Origin of the sequence: Daejeonella sp., assembly GCF_037719425.1 — a bacterium.
Lineage (GTDB): Bacteria > Bacteroidota > Bacteroidia > Sphingobacteriales > Sphingobacteriaceae > Daejeonella.
The window spans coordinates 1-19,283 of sequence record NZ_JBBJNI010000032.1; the positions used below are offsets into that span (position 1 = coordinate 1).

At 41.8% G+C, this 19,283-nt stretch carries 16 protein-coding genes and 2 pseudogenes; 14 read left to right on the forward strand and 4 right to left on the reverse strand.

The features are described from left to right. The 10 genes and pseudogenes from WKF69_RS06310 to WKF69_RS06355 form a co-directional block, all read left to right on the forward strand. A pseudogene (locus tag WKF69_RS06310) lies at positions 1 to 244 on the forward strand (hypothetical protein); the annotation flags it as partial. Between the two features lie 43 nt (positions 245 to 287). Beyond that, a complete protein-coding gene (locus WKF69_RS06315; RefSeq protein WP_340380488.1) occupies positions 288 to 1,610 on the forward strand; it encodes an alkaline phosphatase family protein in 1,323 nt (440 codons plus the stop codon). Between the two features lie 3 nt (positions 1,611 to 1,613). Next, the gene (locus WKF69_RS06320; RefSeq protein ID WP_340380490.1) at positions 1,614 to 3,014 is read left to right on the forward strand and encodes a sulfatase; all 1,401 of its coding nucleotides are present in this window, start codon (positions 1,614 to 1,616) and stop codon (positions 3,012 to 3,014) included. Continuing rightward, positions 3,004 to 4,428 (forward strand): sulfatase, encoded by a 1,425-nt coding sequence (locus tag WKF69_RS06325; protein WP_340380493.1) that lies wholly within the window; start codon positions 3,004 to 3,006, stop codon positions 4,426 to 4,428. Before WKF69_RS06320 ends, WKF69_RS06325 begins: the two co-directional genes overlap by 11 nt. 110 nt (positions 4,429 to 4,538) lie before the next feature. Further along, positions 4,539 to 5,603, forward strand: coding sequence for a cellulase family glycosylhydrolase (locus WKF69_RS06330; RefSeq protein ID WP_340380494.1), 1,065 nt, complete (start codon positions 4,539 to 4,541; stop codon positions 5,601 to 5,603). A 45-nt stretch (positions 5,604 to 5,648) separates the two neighbouring features. Then, a complete protein-coding gene (locus WKF69_RS06335) occupies positions 5,649 to 6,821 on the forward strand; it encodes an aldose epimerase family protein (protein WP_340380496.1) in 1,173 nt (390 codons plus the stop codon). A 36-nt stretch (positions 6,822 to 6,857) separates the two neighbouring features. Next, the gene (locus WKF69_RS06340; RefSeq protein ID WP_340380498.1) at positions 6,858 to 8,528 is read left to right on the forward strand and encodes a sodium/sugar symporter; all 1,671 of its coding nucleotides are present in this window, start codon (positions 6,858 to 6,860) and stop codon (positions 8,526 to 8,528) included. A gap of 50 nt (positions 8,529 to 8,578) precedes the next feature. Beyond that, complete coding sequence (locus tag WKF69_RS06345; RefSeq protein ID WP_340380500.1) at positions 8,579 to 9,037, forward strand: hypothetical protein; 459 nt, start codon at positions 8,579 to 8,581, stop codon at positions 9,035 to 9,037. A gap of 60 nt (positions 9,038 to 9,097) precedes the next feature. Then, positions 9,098 to 9,601 carry a phosphoheptose isomerase gene (locus tag WKF69_RS06350; RefSeq protein ID WP_340380502.1) on the forward strand — a complete coding sequence of 168 codons (504 nt, stop codon included), beginning with the start codon at positions 9,098 to 9,100 and terminating at the stop codon, positions 9,599 to 9,601. Positions 9,602 to 9,684: 83 nt separating this feature from the next. Beyond that, positions 9,685 to 10,413, forward strand: a complete 729-nt coding sequence (locus tag WKF69_RS06355) for an acyl-CoA desaturase (RefSeq protein WP_340380504.1) — start codon at positions 9,685 to 9,687, stop codon at positions 10,411 to 10,413. A gap of 186 nt (positions 10,414 to 10,599) precedes the next feature. Here the strand turns inward: WKF69_RS06355 and WKF69_RS06360 are convergent, their stop codons facing one another. Continuing rightward, positions 10,600 to 10,764: a hypothetical protein gene (locus tag WKF69_RS06360; RefSeq protein ID WP_340380506.1), complete on the reverse strand. Its 165-nt coding sequence runs from the start codon at positions 10,762 to 10,764 to the stop codon at positions 10,600 to 10,602. 36 nt (positions 10,765 to 10,800) lie between these two features. Next, a complete protein-coding gene (locus tag WKF69_RS06365; RefSeq protein ID WP_340380508.1) occupies positions 10,801 to 10,977 on the reverse strand; it encodes a hypothetical protein in 177 nt (58 codons plus the stop codon). A gap of 982 nt (positions 10,978 to 11,959) precedes the next feature. On the opposite strand from WKF69_RS06365, the gene WKF69_RS06370 reads away from it, so the two are divergent. The 3 genes from WKF69_RS06370 to WKF69_RS06380 all read left to right on the forward strand — a co-directional run bounded on the left by WKF69_RS06370 (position 11,960) and on the right by WKF69_RS06380 (position 15,978). Continuing rightward, the gene (locus tag WKF69_RS06370) at positions 11,960 to 13,849 is read left to right on the forward strand and encodes a DNA topoisomerase IV subunit B (RefSeq protein WP_340380510.1); all 1,890 of its coding nucleotides are present in this window, start codon (positions 11,960 to 11,962) and stop codon (positions 13,847 to 13,849) included. A gap of 68 nt (positions 13,850 to 13,917) precedes the next feature. Beyond that, positions 13,918 to 14,406, forward strand: a complete 489-nt coding sequence (locus WKF69_RS06375; RefSeq protein WP_340380512.1) for a cytidine deaminase — start codon at positions 13,918 to 13,920, stop codon at positions 14,404 to 14,406. A 48-nt stretch (positions 14,407 to 14,454) separates the two neighbouring features. Beyond that, complete coding sequence (locus WKF69_RS06380) at positions 14,455 to 15,978, forward strand: choice-of-anchor L domain-containing protein (protein ID WP_340380514.1); 1,524 nt, start codon at positions 14,455 to 14,457, stop codon at positions 15,976 to 15,978. A gap of 139 nt (positions 15,979 to 16,117) precedes the next feature. On the opposite strand, the gene WKF69_RS06385 is transcribed toward WKF69_RS06380, so the two are convergent. Continuing rightward, the gene (locus tag WKF69_RS06385; protein WP_340380516.1) at positions 16,118 to 17,365 is read right to left on the reverse strand and encodes a hypothetical protein; all 1,248 of its coding nucleotides are present in this window, start codon (positions 17,363 to 17,365) and stop codon (positions 16,118 to 16,120) included. Beyond that, positions 17,313 to 17,948: a sigma-70 family RNA polymerase sigma factor gene (locus WKF69_RS06390; RefSeq protein ID WP_340380518.1), complete on the reverse strand. Its 636-nt coding sequence runs from the start codon at positions 17,946 to 17,948 to the stop codon at positions 17,313 to 17,315. Before WKF69_RS06390 ends, WKF69_RS06385 begins: the two co-directional genes overlap by 53 nt. A gap of 124 nt (positions 17,949 to 18,072) precedes the next feature. On the opposite strand from WKF69_RS06390, the pseudogene WKF69_RS06395 reads away from it, so the two are divergent. Next, positions 18,073 to 19,283, forward strand: a pseudogene (locus WKF69_RS06395) (DNA gyrase subunit A); the annotation flags it as partial.

The window sequence follows — 19,283 nt, forward strand, 5'->3', positions numbered from 1 at the left end:
TAAGCTCAATTCGAAAGGCAGTAAGAATACCTCGTTTATTCTTCGGTTCGAGAAACCCAATGGTTCGGAAAAATTGTTAGATCAAACAGTTACTACCTCAAAAATGCTTACCAAAACATCGGGGCAAACTATTGAAGTTCCCGCTAGCGGACCTTATCAACTAGCTCTATACTTTGGAAAGCTGAATGCCGGGGACGAAGTCTGGATTGATGATGTAGAAATGGTCGCAGTTAAATCTAATTGACATTAGCTTAGTCATTGGCACTCAGAAATAGAAGAGATATTTCATGAAAAAAATTGCACCAGCTATTTTATTAACGGTTCTTATCAACATGGCCTCTTTTGGTCAGCTTGCAAAACATGTCATTTTGATAAGCATCGATGGTTTCCGTCCTGATTTTTATAAAGACAAATCATGGACTGCACCAAACCTTCGGAAACTTATAGACGAAGGCGTTTACGCACAAGGAGTAAACAGCGTATTTCCTTCGGTAACTTACCCCGCGCATACCACATTGGTAACCGGTGCAGCTCCCGCCAGGCATGGGATTTATTATAACGCTCCTTACGGCGCAAAGCCCGGACAATGGTATTGGGAAGAAAATTATATTAAAACCAAAACCCTATGGGATGCTATCAGAGAATCAGGGTTAAAATCGGGAGCTGTGATGTGGCCGGTCACGGTAGGGGCGCCAATTGATTATAATTTTCCGGCACGTCGTGCAGATAATGATGAGAATAGCGATCAGCTTTCTGTAACTATGCCTTTTGTAACACCCGCAAATTTAATACAGGAAATGGAGTCTCTAACTGGTAAGCTCAACAAGAAAGATTTTAACTCGAGCAATACCATAGACAATACCATTGGGAAAATAGCTAATTATATCATCTCAAAGCATAAGCCAAATCTTATGGCGATGCACTTTGTTACTATTGATCATTTGCAACATGATCACGGAAGGGAAGCTCCCGAGGTAAAAAAGGCTGTCGCCATAGTCGATAGCATTATTGGCTCTGTCATTAAAACGATAGAAAAGGCTGGGTTAAAAAATTCCACAGCTATTGTCATTACAGGCGATCATGGTTTTGTAGATACTGAGACTTCTTTATCCCCGAATACGTGGCTGGCCAGAAATGGATTGTTAAGTAATGAGGATTGGTCGGCAAAATTCATGTCCACGGGAGGTTCCACATTTTTGTACCTCAAAAAAACAAACGACATGAAAACTTTAACAAAAGTTAACGAAATCCTTGCTTCGCTACCGGCAGATCAGAAAAGGCTTTTTCGTGTTATCGATCGAAAGGAGCTCGATAAGGTAGGTGCAAACCCGGAAGTAGCTATGGCTTTAACTATGGCAAATGGCGTGGCTGCTAATAACGATTTTTCTGGAGAAGCAATCAAGAAGAAAGAAAAAGGTGGTACTCATGGTCATTCACCTGATTTCTATGAGATTAGAACTGGGTTTGTAGCAGCGGGTGCAGGAATTAATAGAGGTTCTGAAATAAAAATCATGGGCATTCAGGATGTAGCTCCACTAATTTCTGAATTACTTGGTTTGAAATTTAAATCGCCTGATGGCTTGCTTATCCCGGGAATTCTTAAAAAATAAATTATGTCGAAGTTTAGAATTTTTCTGCTATGTAAGTTAATGATTTTCCCGGCAGCGTTTGTGTCGGCCCAAAATACAGCGAAACCCAATGTGATCATTATCATGGCCGACGATCTCGACAGCAAACAGCTAAGCTGCTACGGAGGCCAGAATATAGTAACCCCAAACATTGATCGCCTGGCAAAAGAAGGCATGAAGTTTAATAATATTCACGCATCGGAAACTATGTGTGTGCCCACCAGAGCGTCTTTGTTCACGGGTTTATACCCCGTTAGACACGGCTCATACCAGAATCATAAAGCGGTATATAAAGATACCAAGAGTATTGGCCATTATTTGGGAGATCTGGGATATGAAGTAGCTCTAACAGGAAAGAATCATAGCACAAAACCGTCGTCTGTATTCCCTTTTAAAATTGTTAATGGTTTTGAACCCAATTGTGTTTCACCCACTGATGATTATACCTTAGGCGATGTTCGCAAACTTATTTCAAGAAGAGAAAAGCCCTATTGTCTTTTCGTAATGAGCATTAATCCGCACGCGCCATGGACCATGGGAGACCCCTCTGAATTTAATCCTGATAAATTGACGCTGCCGGATCATTGGGTAGATACTCCTGAAAGCCGGCTTCAATTCTGTAAATATCTTGCAGAAGTAAGGCGGCTTGATAATCAGGTTGGTGATATACTGAAATTGGTTGAAGAGGCCGGTCAGGAAAAAAATACACTCGTTATTTTTATGGGTGAGCAAGGGCCTCAGTTCCCTGGCGGAAAATGGACATTGTATAGCAATGGTGCAAAAAGCTCCATGATAGCCCGCCTTCCCGGCAAAATTAAGCCGGGTAGCCAGACAGACGCTATAGTTCAATATGAGGATGTTACTCCTTCATTAATTGACCTGGCAGGGGGAAAACCTTTAGGCAACCTGGATGGAAAAAGTTTTTTAAAAGTTCTAACTGGTAAATCAACGCAGCACCGTAAGTATGCTTATGGAATTCATAATAATATTCCCGAAGGACCTGCATTTCCTATGCGCAGCATTCGCGACGGCAGATATAAACTTATCCTTAATTTAACGCCAGGTAAAAATTATTATATAAAATATTCAATGAATACTGCGAATAAGAAGTTGGTATGGACAACGTGGATGGAAAAAGCGGAGCATGATGCCCGGGCGAAGGAATTAACCAATAGAATTTCAAAACATCCTGCGATAGAATTTTATGACACACTAAAAGATCCTTCTGAGCTTAAAAATTTAGCATCAGAACCTGCTCATCAGCAAAGGATAAAAACATTTCAGATAAAATTAGCTGAGTGGATGAAACAGCAGGGTGATACGGGTGCTGATCTGGATGTAGAAATTGCTAACGAAAACAAATCAAACAATTCAAATGAAAATTAAGCAAGCAAAAAATATATTAATTTCTTGCCTGGTATGTTTCCCGGCATTTGTTTTCTGCCAGTCTAAAACTTCATCAAAACCCAACATCATATTTATTCTTGCAGATGATCTCGGTTCGGCGGAACTGGGTAGTTATGGTAATAAATTTAATGAAACACCCAATCTTGATAAACTTGCATCGCAGGGTTTGAAATTTAATCAGGCTTATGCGGCGGCGTCTGTTTGCTCACCTACCAGGGCAAGCATCATGACGGGCCAGTATCCTGCGCGTGTCAGAATAACAGATTTTCTTCCTGCAAAAACTACCCGTTTATTAGATCCTGCCAAATACACTACTCTTAACAATCCATTACAGGCGGCTGGGTATCAAACCGGAATAATTGGTAAATGGCATCTGGATACGGATTTCAAGAATAATATTGGCGGCCCTGATAAACATGGCTTTAACGAAGTGATAGGTACAGAAACAAAGTATATAGCTGATGGCGATTACTTTTATCCCTACGACAAGATAAATACGTACACATCGGGTAAGCCGGATGAGTATTTAACCGACAGACAATGTGCAGATGCGGTTGATTTCATTGGAAGAAACAAACAAAAGCCATTCTTTCTATACCTTTCATTCTATAGTGTCCATACTGCGTTGGACGCGCCTGCCGAGATTATAGGCAAATACAAAAGGAAATACGATACAATGCATGGGGCCGGAAGTGCGGAAAAGGTATTCGGTCCGGAAAACGTTAAACATACCTCTAATAAGAAGTATAATCCATATTTGGCGGCAATGCTGGAACAGATTGATAAAGGCGTAGGGTCGCTTATGGATAAACTTGAAGAAGAAGGCTTAGCAAAGAATACCCTTATCGTTTTCTTTTCGGATAACGGGGGAGCAAAAGGAACAGGAAATAATGGTAACCTTAGAGAGGGAAAAACCTGGTTATACGAGGGTGGTATCCGCGAAAATTTAATAATGCGCTGGCCGGATAAGATAAAAGCTGGAACGGAGACTGATTTTCCAGTTTCGAGTATAGATTTTTATCCAACATTTTTAGGGATGGCTGGAGCAAAACAACCTGTTAATCAGAAAATAGACGGGATCAATATTCTTCCTTTAATGACAAAAGGAGCAAAACCAGTGAGGGATGAACTGTACTGGCATAATCCATCAGAAACAGGCAAAGCTGCTAATAAGATGTCCAGCGTTGTTCGTAAAGGCAATTATAAATTATTTCAGTTTTATCAGGGTAACCGGCTGGAATTATATAATTTAGAATCCGATTCCAGCGAACGGACAAATCTGGCAGATACAAATCCTGTTAAAAGGGAGGAACTGCTTAAGCTTCTTGAGAAATGGAAGAGAGATGTTGACGCCGAAATTCCAGATCTTGTGAACGCTAAGACTGTAAATTAATTCATGTAGATTTTAATAAATAAAACTAAAGATAAATAGTAACCCAATTGTCACATTTCGAAATCATTTAACTTTCGGAAACAAGAAACTCAAATTAAATATCCATTATTATGAATCTAAAAATTAAGTTAATTTTTGCGTTGATCATAGCTTCTGCTTTTTCAGCAAGTGCTCAGCAAATTGTCGGAACAGTATGGTCTAAAGAGAAGGCCAATAACTGGTATAAACAATATGCCTGGATGACCGGTGCTGATTACCTCCCCGCATCGGCAATTAATCAGTTAGAAATGTGGCAGGCTGATACATTTGATCCTAAAGCTATTGATAAGGAATTAGGCTGGGCCGAGGCCATTGGTTTTAACACCCTTCGGGTTTATCTTCATAGCGAAGCCTACAGGCAAGATCCTTCGGGGTTTAAGAAAAGAATGGAGGAATTCTTAAGGATCGCCAGCAGCCATAAGATTTATACACTTTTTGTTTTCTTCGACGATTGCTGGAACAAGACATTTACCGCAGGCAAACAACCTGAGCCTAAAACTGGTATTCATAATTCGGGTTGGGCACAAGATCCAGGGGATCCTGCTTCTAAAGATTCTACACAATTTCCGGCTCTTGAGAAGTATGTAAAAGATGTGATGACTCATTTTAAAGATGACAAACGCATTCTTTTGTGGGATTTGTATAATGAGCCAGGAAACTCAGATAAGCTTGAAACATCACTACCGCTGTTAACAAAGGTGTTCACCTGGGCCCGCCAGGTTAATCCTAGCCAACCGATTAGCGTAGGTGTTTGGCGCTGGGATTTCGAAAAACTAAATGCCTTTCAGATTCTAAACTCCGATGTCATTACTTATCATAATTACGAAGAGCCTTCATTACACCTTCGTACGATACAAATGTTAAAAATGCATGGCCGTCCGTTAATTTGCACAGAATATATGGCACGTACCAATAACAGCAGGTTTGCTAATATTCTTCCGATGCTGAAAGAGCACAAAATCGGAGCAATCAACTGGGGCTTCGTTGCCGGTAAATCTAATACCATATACGCATGGAAGACTCCCTTGCCAGATGGAAGCGAGCCGGTTGAATGGTTTCATGATATCTTCAAAAAGGACGGCACGCCATACAGGCAAGATGAAGTTGATTTGATAAAAAAGCTGAACAAAAAGTAAAAACTGCATTTTCTTACCATTTGAATATTTCAAAAAAACATTTATATGAAATTTAAACTAAAACTAATTTGGGCTTGTACCTTTGGTATAGCAGCAATGAGTGCTTGTAACAATGCATCAGAAAGTAAAAGCCAATCCAAGATGAATGATACTACTAACATGGAGCTACCTCTGTCAAAAACTGACTTTCAGGATACAATTGATGGAAAACAGACCGATCTGTTTATACTTAAAAACAAGAACAATCTTCAGGCAGCAATAACCAATTATGGTGGCCGGATAGTGGGCCTTTGGGTTCCTGATAAATCAGAAAAAATGACCGACATAGTCGTTGGTTTTGCAAACCTTAAAACCTATGTAACTTCTACAGAACCCTATTTTGGTGCAACCATTGGTCGTTATGGTAACCGTATAGCAAAAGGTAAATTTAAGATTGATGGTAAAGAGTATTCATCTTCTTTAAATAACGGGGTTAACATGCTTCATGGTGGTAAGAATGGCTTTCAGTCTGTAGTGTGGGATGCTAAACAAGTTGGCGATAATGTTCTGGAACTATCTTATTTATCGAAAGATATGGAAGAGGGTTTCCCTGGTAATCTGGATGTTAAAGTGGTGTATACCTTAACAGATGATAACGAACTCAAAATCGAGTATAATGCAAAAACTGACAAAAAAACGGTTGTTAATTTAACAAATCATGCATTTTTTAATTTGAATGGAGAAGGTAGTGGCGAGATATTAGATCATGTTTTACAGATCAATGCAAATACATATACACCAGTTGATGCAACCCTGATCCCTACCGGTAAATTAGATCCTGTAGATGGAACTCCATTTGATTTTAGAAGTCCAACGGCTATTGGTGCCCGGGTTAAAACTGAAAATGAGCAGTTGAAAAACGGGGCCGGTTACGATCATAATTTTGTACTAAATGCATCCGAAGGAACCGGATTAACGAACGCGGGATGTGTGGTTGGCGATAAATCAGGAATAAAGATGGAAGTATTTACTGATCAACCTGGTTTGCAGTTCTATTGCGGTAATTTTATGAAGAGTAAAAATACATTTAAGGGTGGAAAACAGGATGATTTCAGAACGGCATTTTGTTTGGAAACACAGCATTTTCCAGATTCTCCAAATCAGCCGTCATTCCCTGCCACTATTTTGAATCCAGGGGAAACCTATCATACGGTTTCAATATATAAGTTCAGTAAGTAGGCCGTATAATAGTTTTCGCAAATAATCCACTCATTTATGAATACACTTCAGGTTGCCGATTACATCGTGTTCTTGGTTTATTTCGTCATTGTTGCATCCTATGGTCTTTGGGTTTACAGACAAAAGCAATCTAAAAAGGATAGTTCTAAGGATTTTTTCCTTGCAAAAGATAGCCTGACATGGTGGGCTATCGGTGCTTCTTTAATTGCTTCGAATATTTCGGCTGAGCAGTTTATTGGGATGAGCGGTTCTGGTTTTAAAATGGGGCTGGCCATTGCTACTTACGAATGGATGGCAGCATTTTCACTCATAGTGGTGGCTGTTTTCTTTATCCCTGTTTATCTTAAGAACCGCATTTACACAATGCCGCAATTTCTTGACCAGCGGTACAATTCGACTGTTGCGATGATAATGGCGGTTTTTTGGCTTCTTTTATACGTGGTCGTAAACCTTACTTCCATTTTATACCTCGGTGCTTTGGCTATTAATAGCATATCAGGAATTAATCTGACAGCATGTATGTATCTGCTGGCTATTTTCTCTCTAATAATTACGTTAGGTGGAATGAAGGTAATCGGCTATACTGATGTGATTCAGGTGTTTTTTTTAATACTTGGAGGTTTGGCAACAACCTATCTCGCTTTAGATCTTGTCGCAACGCATTTCGGATCATCGGGAGTGTTAAACGGGTTTAATCTACTTACCGAAAAAGCTGATGATCATTTTCACATGATTTTCAAAAAGGAAAATGTAAACTATTCTGATCTTCCGGGATTAAGTGTTTTAATTGGAGGAATGCTTATCGTAAACCTAAACTACTGGGGTTGCAATCAATATATTACCCAACGTGCTTTGGGTGCTGATTTGGAAACTGCCAGAAAGGGAATTTTATTTGCTGCATTTTTAAAGTTGTTAATGCCATTAATTGTTGTGATACCAGGCATCGCCGCTTATGTATTGTATCAGGAAGGCAATTTCCAAACAGATATGCTGCAAGGTGGTGAAGTGAATCCGGACAGAGCTTATCCGGTTCTACTGAATCTTCTGCCTGTAGGATTAAAAGGGCTTTCGTTTGCAGCCTTAACAGCAGCTATTGTAGCTTCATTAGCCGGGAAAGCAAATAGTATCGCAACTATCTTTACGTTAGATATTTATAAAAAGGTAATGGACAAAGATGCGGATGAAAACCGTCAGGTAAATATCGGTCGTATTACTATTGTTGTTTCTCTGCTTATGGCTATAATCATAGCACCATATATGGGCATCGATAAAAAAGGCGGATTCCAATACATCCAGGAATATACCGGATTTGTATCGCCAGGAGTGTTTGCCATGTTTTTGTTAGGGTTTTTCTGGAAGAAAACGACTTCCAACGCAGCTTTATTTGCAACCATTGGGGGCTTTATCTTATCTGTAGGATTTAAGGTGCTGCCAAATTATGCCGACCTCTCTTTCCTGGAACCTATGGGATTTGCAGTGGCGAATGCAAACGGGGTTTACGAAATACCATTTATTGACCGCATGGGTTTTGTTTTCCTAATATGCGTAGTGGTCATGTATTTCATTAGTATATATGAAACTCGTAATGCAATCAATCCCAAAGGCCTCGAAATCGATAAAAGCATGTTTAAGACCTCGCCGGGCTTTACTGTCGGTGCGCTTATTATTATAGGATTGCTGGTTGCGTTGTATTCAATTTACTGGTAGAACAAACAGGGCGGGTCCGGCGAATAATCTCATCTACTTATAATACTACGATGAAAACACTTAAATTAATTCTGACGCTAAGCCTGCTGTCTTCAGCTTTCTTTGTTTATGCCCAGGATACCGCAGAGAAATCGGAGAAAAAGCAAAAAATCAAAGTCGAAAAGCCATTCACTATTCACGATAAGTCATTTCGTGTCGTAAGGGTTGATGTACGTAAAGACTTAAAAGGAGCTCAGAATGTGATCCAGATCGACGCAACAAATGCTGCAGGAGGTACAGGTACGCTCACCCAAGCGACTTTACCCCCGGCTGTAATCACGAACGTAAACATTGTTAACGGTAGTTATAACCAGACACGGGAGCTTGGGAAGACACCCCGCGGAATGAGCTTGCAGCTGTTGGATGTTGTATTCCCTTGCAGGGTAAGACTGACTATTTCAGACCAGTTCGTGGATGTTGAAATTAAAGAAGCTGGCTTTTGGAAAGTTGCTGTCGGACTGGCTAAATAAATTTATATCCCGCTAAAAACAATCTGTTGTCGTATTTTTGCTGTTCTAAATGGTAAAACTATGTCTACAGAACAGCAAAAAGCCTCTATTTTCGTGGAGATCAGGAACATCCTTGAAAGCCAGAATTTTCAGATAGTTTCAGAAGATCAGTCCCGTCCATGGGGTGGTTTTTTTGTGCTTGCAGAAGATCAGGCGCAGAAATTTGCCGACACTTATTTTGATGGGATCGCTGTAGACGATCTGAAGATCTCGGGTAAATTGAGCCCTAAGATTCTGGTTGTAGCTCCTGAAAAAAGGCTGTCCTGGCAATATCATCACCGCCGGGCTGAGATCTGGCAGGTGATGAAAGGTACAGTTGGCATTAAAACCAGCGACACGGATGAGGAAGGGGAGTTGAAATCGTACTCGGAAGGAGATCGGATCATCCTGCAAAAAGGAGAACGCCATCGCCTGATAGGCCTTAGTAACTGGGGTATTGTTGCAGAGATCTGGCAGCACACTGATCCGGCTAATCCTTCGGATGAATCAGATATTGTTCGTGTGCAAGACGACTTCGGGCGCTAAATCCCGACTTCTCACGTTTATAGCCGGAATAGTTTAAATTTTCCTAATTTTGTCCCCTCATTATTGCACACCTTATCTAACACATGGTTATTCTAGTTTTCTTTCTTTGTCACTGGTTCCTTTCTTTATTTTTTCAGACATTCTTCCTTCACAGATATGCTTCCCATAAGATGTTCAAAATGGAACCTTTTTGGGAAAAGACTTTTTATTTGATGACATTTCTTTCCCAGGGTTCGTCATTCCTGAATCCTCGTGCCTATGCGATCATGCATCGAATGCACCATGCGTACAGCGATACTGAAAAGGACCCTCATTCGCCGCATTTCATAGAAGATGTGTGGGGTTTGATGATCAAAACAAAGAATATTTACCTGGAATATGTGAAATTTAAGATAGAGCCGGAACCCGCTTTTCGTGACAGATATCCTACCTGGGCGTTGATAGACCGTATCGGCGATCTGTGGATCACCCGTTCAGTTTTTATACTGCTTTATATTGCATTCTATGTTTATTTCGCTGAATACTGGTGGATGTTCCTTTTACTTCCGATCCACTTTTTAATGGGCCCTATCCACGGTGCCATTGTAAATTGGTGCGGGCATAAATATGGGTACTCCAACCACGACAATGACGATCATAGCAAAAACAGCCTGCCGTTAGATTTCTTAATGATGGGTGAGCTCTTTCAGAATAATCATCATAAAAGCCCTAACAGCGTTAATTTCGCTAACAGGTGGTTTGAATTTGATCCATCATATCCCATTATTAAAATGATGCATATTTTGAGGATAATTCGTCTTCGGAAGGCCTGAGGCTGGAGGACTGAGGTCGGAAGTCGGTGGTCAGAAGTCTGATGGATTTCCGACACCTAAAATCGTAAACTTATCCCATCCAGCCTCTCCGCCCAGCTCAGACATCAGACATCCATTCTCCCCCAAAAAAGAAAGCCACCCCTCGTTCGGAATGGCTTTCTCTTTATAGGTAGATATTAAAATAAATCAGGCAGTCATTAACTGGTTTTGACGGTTGTTAAAAGTTATGTGTTTAATGAGGTTGATGCGTGCGTTGCGGATAGCTTTAAGATCTGACATCAGGATTTCGTGCAATTGCTGATCGAATTGCTCTACTAGTTTCATCGCCTGGTTTTTAGTATTTCTTTTCATGGCTCAAAGTTTTTAGGTTAGTTTTGGTTTATAAGGTTAGTCGTTATCTTCTGTTAAATTATCTTTTCTTCGTTTTGCTTCTTCAATTTGCCGATCCAGCTGCTCCTCATCCCGAGAGTCTTCTGTGGCTTCCGGATTTTTCGGATTTTCCCAGGCCTTTTCTTTCTCGGGGAAATCCTTTCCCTGATCTTTTTGCCTTTTTGGATCGATCATGATTATCATATTTCTGAAGAGTATATTACGATTTCCGTTCCAAAGCAAATCGGTTGAAACGAAAATCGGTTGATCACTATTGGAATGCGATTCCAGGGCAGTTTTTATACTGATAGACTGTAATAGTCTAAGGTATATCTGTACTTAGAGGCTTGAATTGGTGTATAGTGGAGTATACAATTCGGTGAGATTTGGTGTAATTCAACCCGCCTCATGCCGGCGGAAGGGCACCTACTTTTTTCTGCAGGCAAAAAAGTAGGCAAAAATCCCGCGCCTTCCTGATATTTGTTGCAAATCCCCGCTTTATCCTAAAGGTGCAATCCAAGCCGTGTGTACGTCAGTGAAATAATGAAAGAATCTACAACACTTTTCCGGATTGCTTAACGACAGCGAAAGAGATGAATGTTACTGCAAAGGATAAAACGCGTCTTCACTGCCAAATCTCAGGAGGGCGAGTTCTGCAACTTGCACCAGCAGCAAATCTATTAACGGCAGCCTCCCATCGTACCTGCCGTCCAATCCAAATAAAGCGTTTGTTAGTTTCCATCGCAGGCCACAGGCCGGCCTTTCTACACCAGCAAGCGTTAAGTACGTTTCTTAAGCCTCAGCACTGAACCTCCGTTCACCGTCATCCCGCCTCGGCTGGTGCGGAAACCACAAGCCAAGCCTCAGCAGACGCTTCCAAAGCAGCAGACGCAGCGGTGGAGTTTTTGGTTCTTTTGACCTACAGCAAAAGAACTTCCATATAATATCATCTTATTGTTCAAATGTTGAAATCTCCTTCCCTTCCACATCAACCAAAATTTTAGATTTGTGTGGGATTAGTTATACGTTGTACGTTATAAGTAAAACGTCTGGGCGGTTAGCACAGCGTCTAGGAACGTACAACCTGCTTGCCGGCAGGCAGGTTGTACGTCTGAGCGGTTAGCACAGCGTTTAGAAACTTACAACGTATAACTTACAACGTACAACTCTTTAATAAATGGCAGAAATAGATTATAGTGACGATAGCATCCGGTCGCTCGACTGGAAAGAACATATTCGCCTGCGCCCGGGAATGTATATAGGCAAGCTCGGCGACGGCTCGGCTTATGATGACGGTATTTATGTATTATTAAAAGAGATACTGGATAATTCTATAGACGAGTTTGTAATGGGTTCTGGAAGGACCATTGAGGTAACGGTAACAGACAAAAGGGTTTCTATCCGTGATTACGGACGGGGAATACCGTTAGGAAAAGTCATTGATTGTGTATCCAAGATCAACACGGGCGGTAAGTATGATTCGAAAGCATTTCAAAAATCCGTAGGGCTTAATGGGGTGGGTACAAAAGCTGTGAATGCGCTGTCGTCAAGTTTTGCTGTTCAATCTTACCGGGATGGACGTACAAAAAAAGCTGAATTTGAACAGGGTGTGCTAGTTAATGATCAGCCGGAAACGGAAACTACACAGCGAAATGGTACTTCCGTTATTTTTTATGCCGATGATACCATATTCAGGCACTACCACTATATACCCGATTTCGTAGAGAGCATGATCTGGAACTATGTGTTCCTGAACTCAGGCCTCACAATCAATTTCAATGGAACTAAGTTCTTTTCAGAACGCGGCCTGTACGATCTGTTAACACGGAATACTGATGTAGAAACAATTCGCTACCCAATTATTCACCTTAAAGGCGATGATATAGAAGTTGCGATGACCCATGGCCAGCAATATGGAGAGGAGTATTATTCATTTGTAAATGGTCAGCATACCACCCAGGGGGGTACTCACCAGGCCGCTTTCAGGGAGGCTGTTGTGAAGACCATCCGGGAATTTTATAAAAAGGAGTTCGATGCCTCGGATGTAAGGGCATCGATAGTTTCTGCTATTTCGATCCGTGTTCAGGAACCAGTGTTTGAATCACAAACCAAAACAAAGCTCGGTTCGCAAAATATTGCCCCTGACGGACCTAGTGTACGGACATTCATCAACGATTTTATTAAGAAAGCACTGGATGATTATTTGCATAAACATCCTGCTGATGCAGATGCGCTGTTAAAACGGATCATGCAATCGGAGCGGGAGCGGAAGGACATCGCGGGCATCAAAAAGCTGGCAAACGAACGCGCAAAAAAAGCTTCTCTTCACAATAAGAAACTTCGGGATTGCAAGATCCATTTTGAAGATACTCATGAGCGTAAGCAGGATACTACCCTGTTTATTACTGAGGGTGACTCGGCCAGCGGGTCAATAACCAAATCGCGCGATGTACAAACTCAGGCTGTATTTAGTTTAAAAGGAAAGCCGCTTAACTGCTACGGGCTGACCAAGAAGGTGGTATATGAAAATGAAGAGTTTAACCTTCTGCAGCATGCACTGAATATAGAAGATGGGCTGGATAACCTGCGCTACAATAATATTGTAATCGCTACAGATGCCGATGTCGACGGTATGCATATTCGCTTACTGCTCATGACATTTTTCCTCCAGTTCTTCCCCGACCTGGTTAAAGCCGGTCATGTTTCTATCCTTCAAACCCCCTTATTCAGGGTGCGGAATAAAAAGGAAACGATTTACTGCTATAGCGACGAGGAACGCCAGCGGGCGATCCAGAAGCTGGGAAATAAGCCAGAGATAACACGATTCAAGGGACTCGGAGAGATTTCACCAGAAGAGTTTGAGCTCTTTATAGGTGAGGACATCCGGCTGGACCCGGTTATCTTATCTAAAGAACAGCCCATCAAAAATCTCCTGGAATATTATATGGGCAAGAACACTCCCGACAGACAGCAGCATATCATTCAGAATCTTCGTGTAGAAGTAGACTTTATTGGTGAAGAGCCGGCTTCTGAAGCCGTTGCCGAAGAAGTTTTCGTTGAAGAATAGTAACCTAAGGCAATATTTCTTATCTTGTTAACCCTTTCGGCGAATTTTCCGAAGGGTTAAATTTTACTATGTCCAATAAGAGCCTCTCTATATCATACGAAGAATATTCATCAATCGATGACTTAAACACCACTGACAGGGATCTTTGCAACGAAGCCACAAAGGCAATGGTTAACTCTCATTCCCCATATTCTGAATTCCGGGTCGGTGCAGCCGTACGCCTTGAAAGCGGAAAAATTGTCTACGGCAGCAACCAGGAAAATGTAGCTTATCCTTCCGGCCTCTGCGCTGAAAGAGTAGTGATGTTTACTATCGGATCTACTTATCCTAAAGACAAGATAGTTAGCATGGCCATAACTGCTCAAACAGATAATTTTAAGATCACCGAGCCTGTGACCTCATGCGGCGCCTGCCTGCAGGTAATGGCAGAATACGAAAAAAAACAATCTCATCCAATCGAGGTTTTATTTTATTGTCAGAATGGCCCGATAGTCAAAACCAATGGGATCAAAAGTTTACTTCCATTTGCTTTTGCGGAAACGAGACTTAAGAAATAATCGTAAATTGTATATGAATGTGGTTTTATCCCTGTAATTGATATAGAAATGAAGAAAGCTCTCCTCCTCATAACGATACTACTGATCTTCGGCAAGCTAAGTAATGCTCAAATCAGGTTATCAGCTATAAATGTAGATGACTGGGTCAAGAAGAATTTCGCCGGTCAGGGTGTGGTTATTGGCAATATCAAGCACAAAGGATATCCGCTTTCTATCTTATCATTTACCAGCTCTCCTAATGTGTTGCAGGTGCCAAAAGGCATGATTCTTTCATCCGGTAATTCATATAATGTTGCCGGTTATAATAATTCGCACAACCAAACAGCCACTTTTAGTGATGTAAGTGTTCCTGAACTGGACAAGGACCTTGGTCGCCTGATCAAAGAGAAGCTTTTCGACATTTGCAGCATCGAATTCGATTTTGTGCCAATGGATAACAGTATTCAGTTTAACTATCAATTTGGTTCTGATGAGTATCCTGAGTACGTAGACTCGCCATACAATGATATTTTTGCCTTTATCGTTTCTGATGAAACAGGCTCAAAGAATATCGCCTTGATCCCGGAAACTAATGTTCCTGTGAGCATTAATACGGTAAATTTCAAAACTAATAAAGATCATTTTATTGATAATAACCTGTATAAGCAGGTAGTGATCAAACGGCAGGATCCGGTTAAATCAACTTATCGTGGAACATTGCCCGGACGTATTCTTCGTGGCGTTGCTTCTATCTTTGGGTCGCCTAATTATGCTGGCAGTGCTGACAGGGTTGTTATTGCTCCTGATCCGGAGCTTTTAAAAACGATGGACCAGAATTTATACCGCAACCTGCGTTATGACGGTATCACAAAAAAACTCGTGGCGCAGATGTATGTAACGCCCTATAAAAAATACCATTTGAAGATCGTTCTGGCTGATGTGTCTGACAACATTTATGATTCAGGAGTTTTTATAGAAGACAGGAGCCTAACCGCGAAAAAAGACGTTAGTCAGCCTGCATTTATAGACTATCCGGATCTGAGTAAGGTTATTGATCCAAATCTGATCCTCCAGGGTAAAAAGCTGGAAGAAATCCTTCCTGGTGCTAACAAGCCATTGCCGCAGACAGCTCAAACAAGCCAGCCTGTAACCAAAGCTCCGGTTTCCGCACCCCCAGTGCAAAGGACTCCGGTTCGAACACAAGCTGAAGCACCAAAGCCTGTTCCGGTTAAAGTTTCTGCAGCTGTTCCGGCACTTGAAAATGCGGTAATCTACTTTGATTTTGATAAATCTGATATCAAAACTGAAGAAATGGCCAAGCTAAAGGATGCTATGGAAAGATTCCAAAAGTTGAGCGAATACTACACTTTCCGGATCACGGGGCATACCGACAGCGTTGGAAGCATGGCTTATAATGTCGCGCTTTCAAAGAGAAGGAACCAATCGGTGACTGAGGCCGTTAACGACATCCTGGGTATACGCAATCTTCCCGCACAGCCTAAATCCTTTACCGAGCCCGCAGCAGATAACGGGACCGACAGTGGCCGCGCAGCAAACAGAAGGGTGGAGATAATTTTTACGAGGAAGAAATAGGTTAGTTGTACGTAATACGTTTTACGTTGTAAGTTTCTAAACGCTGTGTTAGCCGTGAACGTAAAACTAACTAAACAGCCTGTTTATGCATTAACACGTGAACTTAAAACGTATAACGTACAACGTATTACTTCTAAGCCTATTTCTTTTTCAGCGAATAATTCAACTTAAACCCCACCCCAAAGGATTTAAGATCTGTTTCACCCTGACCGATACCCGTTAACGGCAACTTTGCATAGGGCTGAATGACAAGGCTCACCTGGTCAGAAAGAGGCCTTTCCAGAGCAACACCAAGGTTAACCACACTCAGCAGATGTTTATTTTCATTGCGTACGGTATACTCCCTGCGTCCTGTTGGGAATGCCGGCGAAGGGTTATTATAGATGAAGTCGTATTTTTCAGAAAGCATAATATAGGATGACATACCCGCTGTTGCATATAGCTTATTCTGTGTTTTATCACTCAGGCGCAAGCTAAGATTCACCGGCACGTCTATCACTCTGCAATCAGCTTCTATCTGTTTCGAATAGCTGGTCCATGTGGCAAACGGCTTTTCTGTGACCTTATATGATGTCTTATCCGCAGAATATAGTTTTTTTGAATAGTAGACGCCCGTTCCTACACTCAATACCTTTCCGAGTCTGTAGCTTACGCCCATTCCCATGCTCATTCCCATATCTCCATTATCGATCCCTTTAACGGAATTAACGTCAGGGGACACGCCCAGGCTCAAAGCCCATTTGCCCGGAATGATGTTGGTTTGTATCTCAGGGGACTTAGGTTTAGTCACAGCTGTTTCTACAATATTGGCTGAAGCAGTTGATTTTTCAATATTCCGTTGACTGGCAAACATAACAGCGGAACTTGTTTGAATAGTCGCATACCGGGTATCAGTCAGGGAAGAACTTAATGAGGGCTGATCGGTAATAAATAGATCAGTGGAAGGGGACGAGACCTGATTTGAATTATTTTTTCTACTGTTCCTGCTCAATAAAGCAGTTCCTCTCAGAGATTCAAAGCTGATTTTAGCTACAACAGCCGAGGGGCTACCTGCAGACGAAGCATCGGTATCGCCAGGTTTAACTGAGTTAAGATTTGAATTCGTTTGGCCTTCTGCTTCCTTAACCTCATCCTGTGCCTTAACTATTTGTGGCTGCTGATTTTCAGTATCCGTTTTATCAGGAACAAGCCAAAGTGAAAGGAAAACCAGCAATGCTGCTGCAATTCCTGAAACTGGATAGATCCAGGCCATACCACCCCTTTTCGCTTCTGGTTTGAGAAGACGCTCCATTTCTTTCCAATTTTTCTCAGAGGGGTTAAACTCCGGAGGAGATTCAAGTCCCTGCTTGAAGAAATTGTCTGTATGGTTTTGATTCGTATTGTTCATTATCGTTATTATGAATAGGCCCTACGGCCCGTTCAGTTATTTGTTTCTGAGCGTCTAGCATGGCTATCAACTTCTGCCGAGCTTTAAACAGGTTGGATTTTGACGTGCCTGGTGAAATACCCAGCTGCACTGCTATTTCATCGTGGGTAAAGCCATCAATTGCATAGAGGTTAAAAACCGCGCGGTAACCGGGCGAAAGGGCCTGAACTAATTTGATCAGGTCGTCATAGTTTAACTTACTATCGATAACAGGATTTTCACCATATATATCCATTTCCGAGACATCGTCAGTTCCCGGATGCCGCAGCTGACTCCTGTAATGATCGATGGCCGTATTTGTCATGATGCGGCCAAGCCAGGGTAAAAAAGGCTTGTTTTGATCATAGCGATTGAGGTTTGTGAGAACCTTGAAAAACCCCTTATTCAGGATCTCGTCAGCCTCGTCCCGGTCGCGTGCATACCTCAGGCAAATTGCCATAGCAAAGCCGTAGAAATCATAGTATAATTTCTTTTGACTGGCCGTGTCACCACAGATGCAGCCCTCTCGGAGTTTATAAGGCAAAGGCTCCAGCGAGTTCTTCAATTTCCAAAGCTTTGATATATACACGAAAGTTAAATGGAATTGGTTGCTTTTAGAAGAAAATAAATAGGAAAACTTCCTACCCACAATTTCCAAGTATCACTTATATTTACAATCCTATAGATATATGAGTGAAGAAATAGAAAATACGGGTGCTGAAAATGCGCCTGCCGGTGATGAAGCTGTTCATAACGCAATCTCTCTTTCGGGTTTATATGAGAACTGGTTTTTAGATTACGCATCCTATGTAATCCTGGACCGTGCTGTGCCGCATATTCACGACGGTCTGAAACCTGTACAGCGCCGTATCCTCCACTCACTCAAAGAAATGGACGATGGCCGCTTCAACAAGGCGGCAAATGTGATCGGTAACACGATGAAGTATCACCCCCATGGGGATGCATCGATTGGTGATGCAATGGTACAAATTGGACAGAAAAACTTGCTGATAGATACCCAGGGTAACTGGGGTGATCCGGTAACAGGAGATTCAGCGGCAGCACCGAGATATATCGAAGCACGTCTTTCTAAGTTTGCGCTTGAAGTAGTTTTTAACCCTGACACCACCGAATGGCAATCCAGTTATGATGGCCGTAATAAAGAACCTGTTACACTTCCGGTAAAATTCCCTTTACTGCTTGCTCAGGGCGCGGACGGTATTGCGGTGGGACTAGCTACCAAGATAATGCCTCATAATTTTGTGGAGCTTATAGATGGGTCAATAGCAGTTTTAAAGGGGAATCGCCCCGATCTTCTTCCGGATTTTCATATGGGCGGAATGGCTGATTTCAGCAACTATAGCGAAGGTATGCGGGGCGGAAAGGTTCGGGTTCGCGCAAAGATAGTTGAACGGGACAAGAAGACGCTGGCGATTACAGAGATCCCATATACAACTACCACCGGCGGCCTGATCGATAGTGTAATTTCCGCGAATGATAAGGGAAAGATCAAGATCAAAAAGATCGAAGACAATACAGCGAAAAATGTTGAGATCATGATTCACTTAGCGCCGGGTATATCGCCGGATGTTACGATCGATGCCTTGTATGCCTTTACTGATTGTGAAGTCTCGATATCGCCTAACACATGTATCATCAAGGGCGAAAAGCCCTACTTTATGAGTGTGAATGATATCCTTATAGAAAGTACTCATCACACAAAAAACCTGCTCAAGCTGGAGTTGGAAATTAAGCTAGCAGAACTTAAAGAGAAGATCTTTTTCAGTTCACTGCTCAAAATATTTATTCAGGAAGGGATGTACAAGAATCCTGAATATGAAAGCTCTGGAAATTTTGAAACTGTAGTAGAAGTTCTCGATAAATTGTTCGAGCCATACTT